13 protein-coding genes are annotated in these 14,424 nt (G+C 39.3%); 4 read left to right on the top strand and 9 right to left on the bottom strand.

Going from position 1 to position 14,424, the window contains the following annotated elements; translation table 11 throughout:
- Window positions 1-15 precede the first annotated feature (15 nt).
- The 4 genes from MKX65_RS21630 to MKX65_RS21645 form a co-directional block, all read right to left on the bottom strand.
- The gene (locus MKX65_RS21630) at window positions 16-1,326 is read right to left on the bottom strand and encodes an MFS transporter (protein WP_340905534.1); all 1,311 of its coding nucleotides are present in this window, start codon (window positions 1,324-1,326) and stop codon (window positions 16-18) included.
- Window positions 1,327-1,508: 182 nt separating this feature from the next.
- Window positions 1,509-1,769 (bottom strand): hypothetical protein, encoded by a 261-nt coding sequence (locus MKX65_RS21635; protein WP_340905535.1) that lies wholly within the window; start codon window positions 1,767-1,769, stop codon window positions 1,509-1,511.
- A 346-nt stretch (window positions 1,770-2,115) separates the two neighbouring features.
- The gene (locus MKX65_RS21640; RefSeq protein ID WP_340905536.1) at window positions 2,116-2,778 is read right to left on the bottom strand and encodes a DNA-binding response regulator; all 663 of its coding nucleotides are present in this window, start codon (window positions 2,776-2,778) and stop codon (window positions 2,116-2,118) included.
- 610 nt (window positions 2,779-3,388) lie between these two features.
- A complete protein-coding gene (locus tag MKX65_RS21645; protein ID WP_340905537.1) occupies window positions 3,389-4,651 on the bottom strand; it encodes a dicarboxylate/amino acid:cation symporter in 1,263 nt (420 codons plus the stop codon).
- A 250-nt stretch (window positions 4,652-4,901) separates the two neighbouring features.
- Here MKX65_RS21645 and dcuS point away from each other — a divergent pair, with 250 nt between their 5' ends.
- Window positions 4,902-6,506, top strand: coding sequence for a DcuS/MalK family sensor histidine kinase (gene dcuS, locus MKX65_RS21650; RefSeq protein ID WP_445677958.1), 1,605 nt, complete (start codon window positions 4,902-4,904; stop codon window positions 6,504-6,506).
- 15 nt (window positions 6,507-6,521) lie between these two features.
- Here dcuS and MKX65_RS21655 read toward each other — a convergent pair whose 3' ends face one another.
- Together MKX65_RS21655 and MKX65_RS21660 are read right to left on the bottom strand one after the other, a co-directional pair.
- A complete protein-coding gene (locus tag MKX65_RS21655; protein WP_340903365.1) occupies window positions 6,522-6,686 on the bottom strand; it encodes a hypothetical protein in 165 nt (54 codons plus the stop codon).
- 53 nt (window positions 6,687-6,739) lie between these two features.
- Entirely contained in the window at window positions 6,740-8,179 is a 1,440-nt protein-coding gene (locus tag MKX65_RS21660; protein ID WP_160549950.1) for a DDE-type integrase/transposase/recombinase, read from the bottom strand.
- A gap of 165 nt (window positions 8,180-8,344) precedes the next feature.
- Here MKX65_RS21660 and MKX65_RS21665 point away from each other — a divergent pair, with 165 nt between their 5' ends.
- From MKX65_RS21665 to MKX65_RS21675, 3 genes are all read left to right on the top strand, one after another.
- A complete protein-coding gene (locus MKX65_RS21665; RefSeq protein ID WP_340905539.1) occupies window positions 8,345-9,058 on the top strand; it encodes a response regulator in 714 nt (237 codons plus the stop codon).
- A gap of 121 nt (window positions 9,059-9,179) precedes the next feature.
- Window positions 9,180-10,376: an NAD(P)-dependent malic enzyme gene (locus tag MKX65_RS21670; RefSeq protein ID WP_340905540.1), complete on the top strand. Its 1,197-nt coding sequence runs from the start codon at window positions 9,180-9,182 to the stop codon at window positions 10,374-10,376.
- A gap of 565 nt (window positions 10,377-10,941) precedes the next feature.
- On the top strand, window positions 10,942-11,154 hold the full coding sequence (locus MKX65_RS21675; protein ID WP_340905542.1) for an alpha/beta-type small acid-soluble spore protein: 213 nt from the start codon (window positions 10,942-10,944) through the stop codon (window positions 11,152-11,154).
- 193 nt (window positions 11,155-11,347) lie between these two features.
- Here the strand turns inward: MKX65_RS21675 and MKX65_RS21680 are convergent, their stop codons facing one another.
- The 3 genes from MKX65_RS21680 to MKX65_RS21690 all read right to left on the bottom strand — a co-directional run bounded on the left by MKX65_RS21680 (window position 11,348) and on the right by MKX65_RS21690 (window position 14,283).
- The gene (locus tag MKX65_RS21680) at window positions 11,348-11,521 is read right to left on the bottom strand and encodes a hypothetical protein (RefSeq protein ID WP_340905543.1); all 174 of its coding nucleotides are present in this window, start codon (window positions 11,519-11,521) and stop codon (window positions 11,348-11,350) included.
- Complete coding sequence (locus MKX65_RS21685) at window positions 11,518-11,775, bottom strand: hypothetical protein (RefSeq protein WP_340905544.1); 258 nt, start codon at window positions 11,773-11,775, stop codon at window positions 11,518-11,520. The genes MKX65_RS21680 and MKX65_RS21685 overlap by 4 nt, the downstream gene beginning before the upstream one ends.
- Before the next feature lie 105 nt (window positions 11,776-11,880).
- Window positions 11,881-14,283, bottom strand: coding sequence for an EAL domain-containing protein (locus tag MKX65_RS21690; protein WP_340905545.1), 2,403 nt, complete (start codon window positions 14,281-14,283; stop codon window positions 11,881-11,883).
- Window positions 14,284-14,424: the final 141 nt, after the last annotated feature.

The following is a 14,424-nucleotide window of genomic DNA, read 5'->3' on the forward strand; positions in this document are numbered from 1 at the left end:
AGAAGATCTCTTCACTTAACTTCCAACCGTTTTAGTTAGTGGTTCTTCGACCATTGGTCTTTTCAGAGACCACATCACCACTGGAATAAGCAGTAACGAAAGAATTCCTCCTGCAATTGATAGTGCGGCATAGCTAGAATACGCAACCACTACCCCAGAAAGCACCCCACCTGATGCACCTGATAACGCGACAAGAACATCAATCCTTCCTTGTGTCTTCGCACGACTGGAAAGACTGGTCGCATCCACTAAAATCGTCGTCCCACTAATCAACCCAATATTCCAGCCGAGCCCAAGAAGGATAAGAGCGAGCGTTAGTACGAGCATACTGTCCGTTGGAGCAAATGCCGCCATCAACCCTGCTGCAAGTAAAATGCTACCGGCTGCAATGGCCATCGTCGTCCGTCCGACCTTGTCAACGAGAAACCCTGTTACAAGGGATGGCAGATACATCGCCCCGATATGAAAACCGATAATTAATCCAACTTCATGTAATCCATGGCCGTGGTGACCCATATGGATGGGAGTCATCGTCATGATGGCAACCATGACCAACTGAGTAAGCACCATGATCGTTGCTGCGGCAATGATTCCTTTTTTATTAATGGCTGTTACGCTAGTCTCCTTGTTATCACGATTATCATGACTTTCTGTCTTAGCAATGGCCTTCGCTACAATAAGAGGATCGTGTTGTAGAAAAATAAATACAATGGCCCCCGCCACGATGAAGGCAGCCGCACCTAATAGGAAGGGACCTGCTAACGTCGGCACCCCAATAGATTCAGCAAACTCCCCCATAGGACCAACCAAGTTCGGACCCGCAACCGCTCCAAAGGTCGTAGATACTAGCGCAATACTTATAGCTGTAGCTCGTTGCTTCGTATTGGCTAAATCTGTACCTGCATAGCGCGCTTGTAAATTCGTTGCCGTTCCTGCCCCATAGATTAATAGGGAAGCAAAAAGGAGAATGATATTGCTCGTAACCGCCGCCAAAACCACACCGATTGCTCCAAGTCCTCCCGCTAAAAATCCGGCCGCTAAACCAAAGCGCCGTCCATATCGGTCAGACAGGTGACCAACAAGCAATGCCGAACCCGCAGATCCTAATGTCAGCAGTGCTACCGGAAGACCTGAGAAGCTATCCGTACCAAGCATATCTTTTGCAAGAAGCGCCCCCACAGTGATCCCCGAAGCAAGCCCTGCTCCTCCAAAGATTTGAGATAACACCACAATAAGAAGTGTGCGTTTGTATAATGCTTGTTGCTTTTCTTTGGAATCAATGTATGGCTGTACCCAGGATGGGTGGTTATCTGTTTCCGTTAACATATTCCTTATCCCCCTTCTCCCATTGAACTTTTTTCCTATTATACCATTAGGGGTATAAAATCATATTTCCTTCATCATCTCCCTATTATATATGACTACCATTTTCTACAAAATATGTATTTTTTAGAAATAAACAAACGGCTGTTTATAAAACAGCCGTACTACAAGAACCTTTTATTTTATTAATAATAAGGATAAGGATAAGGCGGATAATAAGGGTATGGGTATGGGTATAGATAAGGATAAGGGTACGCATATCCAAAGCCAGGGCCTGGAGCTAATAATGCACCTGCTGCCAAACCACCTAAAAACCCTAAACCGAGGCCGAATCCAGGTCTTCCAAATCCGAACCCTGGTCTTCCGAATCCAAAGCCAGGTCTACCGAACCCAAATCCAGGTCGAATTCTTACGTCATGTGTGACCATTTGATGTCCATTATTCAAGGTAATTCCTCCTCTAATGTATTTAAATACATTAAAGGATATGCGACGCCAGCCTATTCGGTATGGGTGAACGCCTTTGTTCAGAAGATTTTGTTAGGCCTGAATGTACATCATAAAAGTTGACTCATCCTTAATTGAGGGATCTAGCAAAGGTATAATAAGCGGAGATTTTCCGGTTAAATACAGAATGAAGCTCATTTCGAGGCATATAAGGGGAGATTTTCCGGCTATGCAACGCAAAACCACCTATTTTTACGTTTTTCAAGCCGATAGGCGGAATTTCTCCGTCTATTAGGTCTATTTTTTATTATATTTTCTACTTAAGGGAAATTTCTCCGTCTATTTATCAGAAAGGTTGCTTAACCTGATCTCCCAACCGATAGGAGCGGATCCTCATGGTCCCTGATGCGGGAATCAGCATTTTTTTATCGACCAATTGAGAAAGTATTTTTTTTACCGTCTTGTCACTTAGTTTCAAATACTTCTCCACTTCCATAGGGGATATGGCCTCTCCTTTTCGAATCGATAACCGAAGCACTTCCTTTTCTAGAAAGGACAGAGATGACTGGTCCAGTTCATCACCCAGCCATCGACCAATCACTTGCTGAACAATCTGTTGGCATCGACGAGGCTGCTCTTTCACTTGGTCATAGGAAAAGCGGATCACTGTCCATCCATCAATCACCAGCTGATTTTGACGCTCCAGGTTGTCAGAAAATTGCCATCTGCTTATGCTCTTTAGGTGAGGGCCATACCCGTCGACTTCCAGGCAAATCCGGATGGCGGGACGAATATAAGCAAAATCCAAATACCTTTTGCCATCCTTGAAATCATCTACTTCATATTCTGGATGAAGATACTTGAAATGGTGATATAAAGGCCACCACACTTGCTTCAAAAACAACATTTCAGCCTGATTGTGACCTTCTTGTAAACGCCGTAACCGTTCACCGGTTCTTTCTTGCAAGTGAGCATTCAAAAAGGCCTGGTATTCTTCTTCAAATCCCATAGAAGCCCTCCTCCTATCTAATGGTCATATCTATTTATATACTGATGTAGAACATCCATAACATGGGGATTTAATAGCAAACTATTATTTATTCAATTAAACTTCGGACAGATTTTTACCAATGAAATGATTGTGAAATAGAGATTTAATGTGGCTAGAATGGGAGAATTGTAAACGATAAATAAAGACTTGTGGAGTAGCTAAGAGAGTATAACTTGGGGATAGACCTATTTTTAGATTAATAGAATTCTTACATTTGTCAATCGATTTTTTTATCTTTCTACAAGCAAAAGAAAAATAGGCGGAGAATTTCCGGTTAGATGCAGAATGGAGCCTCATTTTAGGATAAATAAGGGAAGGTTTTCCGCTTATGCAAATCAAAATCTCCAATTTTCGAAGTTTTTGAGCCAATAGGCGGAATCTCTCCGTTTATTTAAGCCTTTTTTTATAAATATTTCTAATTAAGCGGAATTTCTCCGTGTATTTATCAGCTCGGGTGTTTTTAACCTGACCCGCCAACCGATAATTCCACGGACCTGTTAATAAATAAAGAAAAGACGTATGACAAAATCCATACATCTTTTCTGAAGAAAGCTCCCGAAAACAATACTTAGGCACTAATTTCTTTGTTATCCACCTGAGCTTCTACCTCTTGAAGTGGGTTAAATTCCCCTTCCGTCTTCGAAACAACCACTGTTGCGACACCGTTACCGATCAGATTGGTGATAGCACGTGCTTCTGACATGAAACGGTCAACCCCAAGAATAAGAGCCATTCCTTCGACTGGAATCGAAGGGAAAACAGCTAGTGTGGCAGCTAGCGTAACAAAGCCTGAACCCGTAACACCGGCGGCTCCTTTAGACGTGAGCATCAATACCCCTAAAAGGGTCAGCTGTTGCCAAATGCTTAAGTCTACCCCATAGGCCTGAGCGATGAATAATGCCGCCATCGACAGGTAAATCGAAGTTCCATCTAGGTTAAAGGAATATCCCGTTGGAAGAACAAGCCCTACAACTGGCTTTGAACAACCATACTTCTCAAGCTTTTCCATCATTTTCGGAAGAGCCGCTTCAGAAGAGGAAGTCCCGATCACTAGAAGAATTTCTTCTTTAATGTAAGCAATAAACTTAAAGATGCTGAAACCGAACATTTTCGCAATTCCACCAAGAACAAGAACAATAAATAGAGCCATGGTAATATAAACCGATCCCATCAGCTTTCCAAGATAAACAAGGGAGCCAATTCCAAATTCACCAATCGTATAAGCCATCGCACCAAACGCTGCGAACGGAGAAACCTTCATGATGATATTAACAATTCCGAAGAACACTTCTGTGATTTTTTCAAAAAACTCAATAACCGGTTTGCCTTTCTGTCCTAAATGAGCAAGAGAAATTCCAAACAAACACGCCAACAAAAGAACAGGAAGCAGTTCACCATTAGCAAACGCACCGATAAAGCTATCAGGAATGATCGAAACGACAAAATCCATAAATCCGTGACTCGTTTCTTCAGCGGCCTTTGTATATTGAGAAATATCGCCCTTTCCTGCCTCGGCATCAATTCCCTTTCCCGCTTTAACCACATTCGCAACGATAATTCCAATCGCTAACGCAATCGTTGAGACAATTTCAAAATAAAGTAAGGCTTTCCCCCCAATTTTACCAACCTTCTTTAAATCTCCCATTCCCGCAATTCCGATGACAATCGTTAGGAAAATAATTGGCGCAATGACCATTTTTACTAGCTTAATAAATATATCAGCGATCACCTTTAACTGTGATCCAATTTCCGGAAACACAAACCCGACTCCGATACCCAAAATAATACCTAGTATTACTTGGGTGGTAAGACTCTTAAAATTAATTCTCATATGGTCTCCTCCTTAAAACATCATTATTTTGAAAACGATTTCATTCACTCTGTTAAACACATGTTACAATTTTGCGAAAAATAAGAATAGTTAATAAAACTTATAAAATCTTTTTGTAATTAAAGTAAGTAACATAGTAATGATGTTTTTGAGTGAATACTCCCCCTCATTACAAAAACAAATTCTTTATTTTAGAGCGTTTTCAATTTATAGTGGAAAAATAAACGTGTTGGGAGGTTACGTAGTGCGTATACGGCAGTTTCGTTTTAAACTTAGCACGGTGATCATTTTTCTTGTCTGCCTGGTCGTTCTCATTTCACTGATGATCACAGACCTATTAATAAGCCATTCCGTTAGTAAAAATATACAAGCTCACACAGAGGAAAAAGCGCAGATCGTCGCGAGGACCGTTTCAAAGTCTCATATAGTGATAGACGCGTTAGAAAACAGGACCTACTCCAACTCCATTCAAGATTATACAAATGATATTCAAACAGCCACAGATATGCTGTTCGTTGTTGTGATGGATATGAACGGAATACGGAGAACACATCCAACCCCTGAGGAAATTGGAAAGCCCTTTGTGGGTGGAGATGAAAAGCAGGCTCTAAAAGGAAAAGAGTATGTTTCTATCTCAAAAGGTACGTTAGGCGAATCGGTGCGTGCATTTACACCTATTTACAATAAAAATAACGAACAAATCGGAGTAGTGGCTGTGGGAATTTCGTTAAAAAGTGTAGAGACAGCACTCGGACGAAGCCACCGGAGCATACTGATTGTTACGTTTTTCGGACTAATTGTCGGTGTGATCGGAGCTATTTTACTAGCGAGATATATAAAAAGGACGCTACTTGGGCTTGAGCCCTTTGCCATAGCAAAGATCACAGAGGAAAGAAGCACGATGCTGCAATCCGTTCATGAAGGGATTATTGCCGTGGATCATCAATCAACCATCACACTCGTCAACAAGTCGGCACTTCAAATTTTTCAAAAAGCTGGCCTATACACCAATCCAGTGGGAATGAACATTCATGACTATATGCCTTCCACTGGATTGGATCGAGTGTTACAAACGGGTGAGCCTGAGCTAGATGAGGAACAGAACATTAATGGTGTCTCAATTCTCGTCAATCGCGTCCCACTGTTAGTCAATGGACAAGTAGTCGGAGCCATTTCGACTTTCCGTGATAAAACAGAGATCAATCAGCTCGCCGAGCAATTAACTGGGGTTAGAGCCTATACCGATGCGCTTCGTGCCCAATCACATGAATTTATGAATCGTCTACATGTGATTCGGGGAATGATCGAGTTAAAGTCTTACAGTGAACTCACTGACTTTATTCGTACACTGGTCAATTACCGAAACCAAGAATTCGGAAATATCACCGAACATTTCAAGGACCCTGCCCTCGGAGGATTTATTATGGGAAAATTGAGTTATGCGAGGGAACAAAACGTTGATCTCACGATTGAAACCGGGACCGCCATTCCTGAACCTGCCAATCAAACAACTACACATGAGCTGATTACGATTCTCGGCAATGTGATCGATAATGCGATCGAGGCAATGACGGATAGCGTAGAAAAAACGCTAGTAGTGAGCTTTACCTATGATGATGAGTGGCTAGAGATCGAAGTGATGGACTCTGGACCGGGAATACCTGATGATACACAAAAAAGAATCTTTGAAAAAGGCTACTCCACAAAAGGAGACAACCGCGGCTACGGACTACACTTAGTGGAAAAAAGCGTCCATGTGCTCGGCGGCGAACTCCAAATGGACTCAAAGTGGATGTTAGGAACCAATGTTTATATAAAAATACCTTATAAAAGGGTAGTGTCAAAAGTTCTATGAAAACTATGTAAAGTATTAGATCACTTCCATTGGGGGGACGTGAGGCCCCGCAATCGCTCTTGACAAACAGTCGAAAAAGGTTGCGATAAAAGTATCAAGGGCGATGGGAACAAAAGTAGGCATGACAAATAACCCTTGACCATTACCAATTTTAACCTTTTTCTCCATTCGGTTTGTCAAGAGTTCGCTTCGCCGATTACTGAATAGCCCAAGGGGCTCAGCTAAACAAAAAGTTAGGCGGTTTGCTGCTCGATAATCCAGTTTTGTGCTAACTCAATCAGTTTTGTCCAACGTGCTGGCATTGTCGGAAGCCCTGATAATTCTGGGTTCACGACAGGTACCTTACCTTCCAAGGTGGCGTGCGGCCTTAAAAAGTTAAAGTAAGCCACAAATAAGGTGACAAAAGAAACCGACCCTTGTTGCGAGCCAAAGCCATGAGTGGAGCGATAATTGCCTTTAAATGTTCGATTCAGTCTCTCGATTACCTGTTTTAAAGGTCTATATTCAGTTGAAACTGGGTCATCATTTGTAAGCCCGATTACTTGCTTCACATCAAACGAAATGTCATGTTGTGCGAAAAAGTGTTGAGCTAGTAGGTAGATTGGATTTCCATCTACTACGAAAGTTAGGTCTTTCGGGATCTCCTTCATCTTTACTAACACTTCATCTATCGCACGAATGGCTGACGCTGTATCTCGATTAGGAGACACCGGATAGGAAAGAATGATCTTTTTAACCGCATCAAAAAAGAAAAATAAATAATGCCAGCGTCCACCGACTCGAATATAAGTTTCGTCACCACAGAATTGGTCGGAAAGCTCATACGGATAGTAATCCACATATGGCTTAAGCATAAGAGCCACGCTATTTTCGTAGTTCAATATCGTTTGGTGGGAAATAGCCACACCATGAACATCCTGCATAATGGCAGCTGTCCTACGGGCCGAAAGGCCGTAGTTAACATGGTAGGTTAATATCAAACCTAATGTATGTGGTGAAGCATAAATCCTAGACAAATCTACTGCTGGTAGTTCAGGCGTTTGCTTGGCCAAAGGTAGAAAATCAATATGAAACTGCCGAAAGATATATCTTATTTTAAATGCTTGAGGATCTTTCTTAAATCGTGTCTTCTCTTTGGAGGACATCGCTTTAAGGTTTCTTTGGTAAAAAGAACAGTTGTTGTTTTTGCATTTGTAGACGAAAAAGTCTTTTCTATCCTTAATTTTATCGAGTGATTTTGAACAATGAGGACACTTTAAAATGGCCTCTTTTGAAAAACGATTTTTATCACTGAAAAGACACGAACACACCTTACACTGAAATTGACCTTTATCTCCGTTATTGGCATAAAGATAGTCCGACGGAGCACCACACTTAGGACAATTCATTGATTTAGGTACAACAGTCTTGGAATTAGATCGCCTTTGAACAGGTTTTAGTGACTTACCGTGTTCGTTGAAATACTCCTTCAAAAGAGTTTTGTAATCAAGTTTTTCCAGTGGTTCGATTATCGGAAGATCATCTACCTGGAGTTTTCGATAGGGTTTATTCACAGGTTGCTCTGTTGGTTTTTCAAACATGTTTTTTCCGATAAGTAGGGTAAGCAATGTTCGAATGATTTGTTCTTGGTACTTAATAAAAGTTAATAAATAGGTTATAATTTGAGGGTACAACTTGTCACTTCCTTTTTAGGTTGGTGTTTGGTGTGGTAACCTCACTATTTCCTAAAATTCAGGGGGTGGCAATTTTTTTGCTCAAAAAGCCCTCTATCAAGGTATTTTATAGCCTATTTAATGTAAAAGTTTTGACAATACGTATAAAAGCAAAGGGGTGGAATCATGATTAAGGTTCTAATTGTTGAAGATGACCCAATGGTTGCCGAAATTAATAAACGTTATCTCCAGGATATGAAAGGATTCCGCCTTACTGGCATGGTTCAAACGGTAAAAGATGCAATTGACTTTCTTCAAAAGGAAACGGTAGAGCTTATATTACTAGATGTATATATGCCAGGTGAAAATGGACTCGTATTACTCAAATATATAAGGGAACACCATCTAGAAATAGATGTAATCCTTATTACCGCTGCTGGTGAAAAGGATAAAATCCAAACGGCTCTTAGGCTTGGTGCCGTTGATTACTTAATCAAACCGTTTGAGTTTGATCGATTTCAACAAGCATTGCTGAGGTTTCAAGATAAATATCTATTTTTTGCTAATCATCCCGTGCTCAAACAAGAAGATCTTGACGATCGAATCCTCAGTACAGAGCAAACTCAGATGGAAGAGCCGATCATTGATTTGCCTAAGGGGTTAACGAGCAGCACTCTACAAGTGGTAGTCGAGGTGTTGAAAGCAAAAGGCACGAACCCGTTCTCTACTGATGATATTTCGGAAAATACGTATATCTCCCGGGTGTCAGTAAGGAAATATTTAAAGTTCTTAACTCAGCTAGGTGTATTAAAGGAATCATTAACCTACGGAATTGGTAGACCGGTATATCTATATACACTACAAGTAGAAAAACTAAACCAAGTGGACATGTATCTATAAAAGGTGCATTTCCACTTTTTTTAATTTAATAAAGTTGTATAGTTACAAAATCTATCAAACCTTGGTCATTTTCTTTACGATGTAGAAAGATTGAAAGCGATTACCAAAGGGGTAGATATCATTGATAAAAAACAATCTAAAAGAGGAAGCACTCAAACTTCATAAAGAATATAGTGGAAAAATTGAGATTGTCAGCAAGATTGATGTAAACACAGCGGAACAACTAAGTCTCGTATATACACCTGGAGTCGCAGACGTTTGTAAAGCGATTGTAGAGAATCCAGAACAAGTCGATGTGTTAACATCCAGAGGACATATGGTGGCTATCGTGACAGATGGCACAGCCGTTTTAGGCCTTGGTGATATCGGACCAAAGGCAGCCCTCCCTGTTATGGAAGGAAAAGCACTTCTTTTTAAAAAGTTTGCCAATGTGGATGCCTTTCCACTTTGCTTAGATACAAAAAACGTGGATGAGATCGTCGGAATCATTAAGGCACTATCTCCTAGTTTTGGAGGAGTGAATCTTGAAGATATTTCCGCTCCCCGTTGCTTTGAAATTGAAGAACGTTTAAAGCAAGAACTGGATATCCCCGTTTTTCATGATGATCAGCACGGGACAGCCATTGTTGTTCTTGCTGCGTTAATCAATGCGGTTAAAGTAGTGGATAAGCAGCATCGCAGTATCAAAATTGTCATTAACGGTGCAGGAGCAGCCGGAATTGCGATTGCCAAGTTGCTCATGCAGGCAGGATTTCAAGACATCACCCTTGTAAGCCTTGAAGGTGTGGTCAGCAAAGGCGAAAGATGGATGAATTCAGCTCAAAAAGAGATGGCGGAAGTGACCAATTTGAAAAGAGTTCGTGGTACATTAGCGGATGCCGTCCATGGCGCAGATGTGTTTATTGGTGTATCAGGTCCCGGTGCCATGAAGCCAGAACATATTCAATCCATGGCGAAAGATCCAATCGTTTTTGCGATGGCCAACCCGATCCCAGAGATTTACCCGGAAGAAGCTCTTGCTGCAGGTGCCGCTGTCGTAGGCACCGGTCGATCCGATTATCCAAACCAAGTAAATAACTTACTTGCCTTTCCCGGCATTTTCCGAGGTGCCTTGGATGCAGGTGCAAAAGACATTACAACAGAGATGAAGCTAGCGGCTGCTTACGCGATTGCGGAAGCTGTTTCAGAAAAAGATTTAAAAGCAGACTATGTGATTCCGAGCGCATTGGATGAGAGAGTGGCAAAAATGGTGGCCAATGCCGTTTCGGTTGCTACCATTCAACAGAACAAAAGCAAAAGTTCGTTATCCGTATCGTAAAACACCCTTTCTGGTAATAGGTTCCATAACCTGTCCCAAAATCGGAACATACAATCAAATATGTAGGACAAATTATATTAAATGGCTCAGTTCACATACTGAGCCATTTTTGAGGCCTGTTGAACCAAGCTCCCTCTCCAAAACCATAATAGAGCGTACCCAGATGAGGGAATCAGCAGAGTTTGGTAATTAAGCGGAGAAATTTCTCTTAATTAGGAAATTGCACTCAAAATCGCTTAATTAGACGGAGATATTCCGACTATTGGCTCGAAAAACATGAAAATGGGTGATTTTTCTTTGATTAAACGGAAAACCTCCGCTTATATACCCTGAACAGAGCTCTACTCTGCAGTCTAACCGGAAAACCTCCGCTTATTTGAGATAAATGGTATATCAAATTGTAGGGTGCATTTCCCTATACAAATTGTTAATGGTTGTGATAGGAAACGGAACCCTTTACTTTTCTGGGTGTTTTTTCTTTTACAATATGATTTTTTTATATGAATGTATATTTTTTAAAAAGGTGCAAAATATATAGCTACACCAACGAAAAGGAGAGATTGAAATGGACAGAAACAACCGTGGAAATAACTCTAATCAATTAGTAGTACCTGGGGCTGAGCAAGCACTTGAACAAATGAAGTACGAAATTGCTAGTGAATTTGGTGTTAATTTAGGACCTGAAACATCTGCACGTGCAAACGGATCTGTAGGTGGAGAAATCACGAAGCGCCTGGTGCAAATGGCAGAACAATCAATGGGCGGTAGCTTCCGCTAATTTTGTAATAATTTATCCTTAGATGGTAGCATGGGGAGAGGTATTCTAACTTACCTCTCCCAATTATTTTGTTACATCCCCCATCATCTTGTAAATAATTGAGGAAATAAGTCGTAATTTCCTTGGAAATATTCGACATGATTCTTATGCGGGGGAAATATTTGAGGTTCAATAATCTTCTTATTCTTTCCTTTTAAGACGTTCTCTTATATCTTTTCTTAATTATTACTACCGACACGACTACTAAGAACGAGACGATACTTAACACTTCTTGCAAAAGTTGAGGAATCGGCAGGACGTTTTTTAGTATCATTAAAGCAATGGCAGAAACTATTATGACCGTTGAATGTTTATGGATAAAGTTCATAGATCTCTCCTTTTTATTTTCTTATATGAAGTTATAATACTTGCACAAACAATAAAAACTCCTAGCAAGGAAATAAGATAAACATACGGGGAAATCACCGTACCAAAAGCCACTTCATTTTGGAGCAAGTATACCTCCCCTTGCATGTCCGGTGTATAGTAGATGGTTTTTATATAACCTATTCCTATGGTACTTAATAAATAAAGGATATGTAGAATGATTGAAGCCATAAAAGCTTGTAATACTGTTTTCATAGATACCTCCTTTTTGCAAAAAAGTCCTTTAAGAACATTATCTTAAAGGACTCCCCAGTAAACAATATCTCTTTACATGAAAACACATTTTTTAATCTCTTAAAACTATACATTAGTAACCTTAAAATGCATCAGCTTACTAACCTCTGCGACAGGAACTGGTTTACTTATATAATAACCTTGAATTTGGTCGCAGCCTTTTTCTTTAAGTATTTGGTACTGTCTTTCATTTTCAACACCTTCAGCAATCGTTTTTAAGTTAAGGTTTGTTGCTAATGCTAAAATGGTTGAAACAATTGCCTGGTTGCTTTGATCGTTTTCGATATCATTGATAAAGCTTTTATCAATTTTTAAGATATCAATCGGTAAATTTTTTATATGACTCAGCGAAGAATAGCCTGAACCAAAATCATCTATGGAAATTTTAATGCCTAATTGTTTCAGTTTGTTTAACTTACTAATGACTAGTTCCGTATCCATTGTTGAACTTTCCGTTATTTCTAATTCCAAATATACCGGGTCGGCTAACGTGTCTTTTAATATGGCTTCTACTTTTTCAACAAAGTCCTTTTGAATAAATTGTATGGTGGATACATTAACGGAAACCCCGAGATGTTCAACTCCCTCATCTTCCCACTTTTTTAGCTGTAAACAAGCTTCACGAAGGACCCATTCACCTAGCTTTAAGATTAATCCGGTTTCCTCAGCAAGCGGGATAAATGTAGACGGTGAAATGTTCCCATATTCACTATGTTTCCATCGAAGCAAAGCTTCCACTCCAATAATTTCATTACTTAGCAGTTCCAGCTTAGGTTGATACGCGATACTCAATTCATTAAGTTCAATCGCTTTTCGCAAGCCATTTTCTAGATTCACTTTTAAAGTAATATGATCATCCATGCTTACATTGAAAGTCTGGTAGCGGTTCTTCCCTTGCTCCTTTGCACTGTACATGGAGGTATCTGCTCTTTTAATTAGACTATTTAAGCTCGATCCGTGATCCGGATATAGAGAAATACCGATACTTGAAGTAATAAATAGCTCATTTCCATTTATTGATATAGGTTTCTGGAGCTCATTGATAATTTGTTCAGCTAATCTTTCAGCTTCTTCCTTTGATGTGTTTCTGACCAAGATCATAAATTCGTCCCCACCTTGGCGGGACACTACATTATCCTTGCCTACTATATTTTTAAGTAGGTTAGAAACAGAAACTAATAACAAATCGCCCGTGTGGTGGCCTAATGTGTCATTGATGAATTTAAAGCGGTCCAAGTCAATGAACATGATGGCAAATCTACTATTTAACTGATTAGTTTCTTGAATAGCGCTCTCTATTTTTTCTTCAAAGTACCTGCGATTCGTTAAGGAAGTTAAACTATCGTGATAAGCAATATACTCTATTTTTCTAATGGACTCTTCTAGTTCTTGATTCTTTTCAATGATTTCTTTTGTTCGTTGTTGAACTTTTATTTCTAGTTCCCTATTTAACTCTTTCGTTTCAAAAATTAATTCACTATTTTGAACCAGGGTAAGAATCTGTCTGATGATAATTAATAATGTAGAAGCGATTGAGCCAATAACAAGACTGTTAATCGCTAAATTCCCTTGAAATATCATGAAAATAAAAATGGTGATAACTGAGAGGTACGGAAGCATTAATTTTATTGTTAGAAAGTCAATAATTTTTCCACTGTTTCTTTTCTGTTCTGTTTCCGATTCCACTAGAACTTTACCATCTTTTTTATTATATACACTCGCCAACCCAAACAATAACATGGATAGTGGCCAAAGAGGATCCATATAACTCCCTGATAAATATAAATTGTTCATCGTCAAATATAAATAATCCATATTAGCAAAAAGTAAGATTGAAAAAGCGATAACATTAATGATGAATACCTTTTTTGGCAAAACACTCTGTGACATATAATATAAGCTTAGCAAGGCAAATAACATGACTAGAATAGCAATTGGATAACTAACAGAAACAACTGTATACATAAACCCAAACTCTATAGCCGAGTCTAGAATGGGCGCAATGACAAAATGCCAACTAATGGATGAAACGACAATCATGACAATAATAATATCGAAAATATATTGAACGGTTTTAGAAATGTTTTTTGTTAATGACTGAACAAACACTAAAGCGAAAATATAAAGAATGATACTTATGTACCAAAATAAATCGGATAAATTAGTACTATGAGTATTTGGAAAAAAGGTAAAGTTATATCTAAATATAACCATTCCCACACCATAGCTAAAGGTAGCAACCGCCGTTAATAACCAGTAATATCTTATCTTCTCATTTTTCAGATGGAAAAATTGCTTAATTATAAAAATACCGCTCACGAATGGCGCAATGACTTGAAATCCATTCCCACCGAGCAAAATTAGTTCTTTCTCATCTTTAAAGCAGATAATTAATGCGTAATAACTTAGTATATAAATGCCAATAAAATACTTTGAGCGTTTTTCTAAAATTGATGCCCAATCTCCCATGGTGAATTCCTCTTTCTGTTACTCATTTATGCTAGATAATCAATAAAAATACGAAAATATACCTATTACTATTTTACCATGACAACAACAGAAGATAAGTAGGATTTTGTCGAAAAAGCTTTTGGTAAATATTAAATTGTA

Source organism: Robertmurraya sp. FSL R5-0851 (genome assembly GCF_038002965.1).
Classification (GTDB): domain Bacteria; phylum Bacillota; class Bacilli; order Bacillales; family Cytobacillaceae; genus Robertmurraya_A; species Robertmurraya_A beringensis.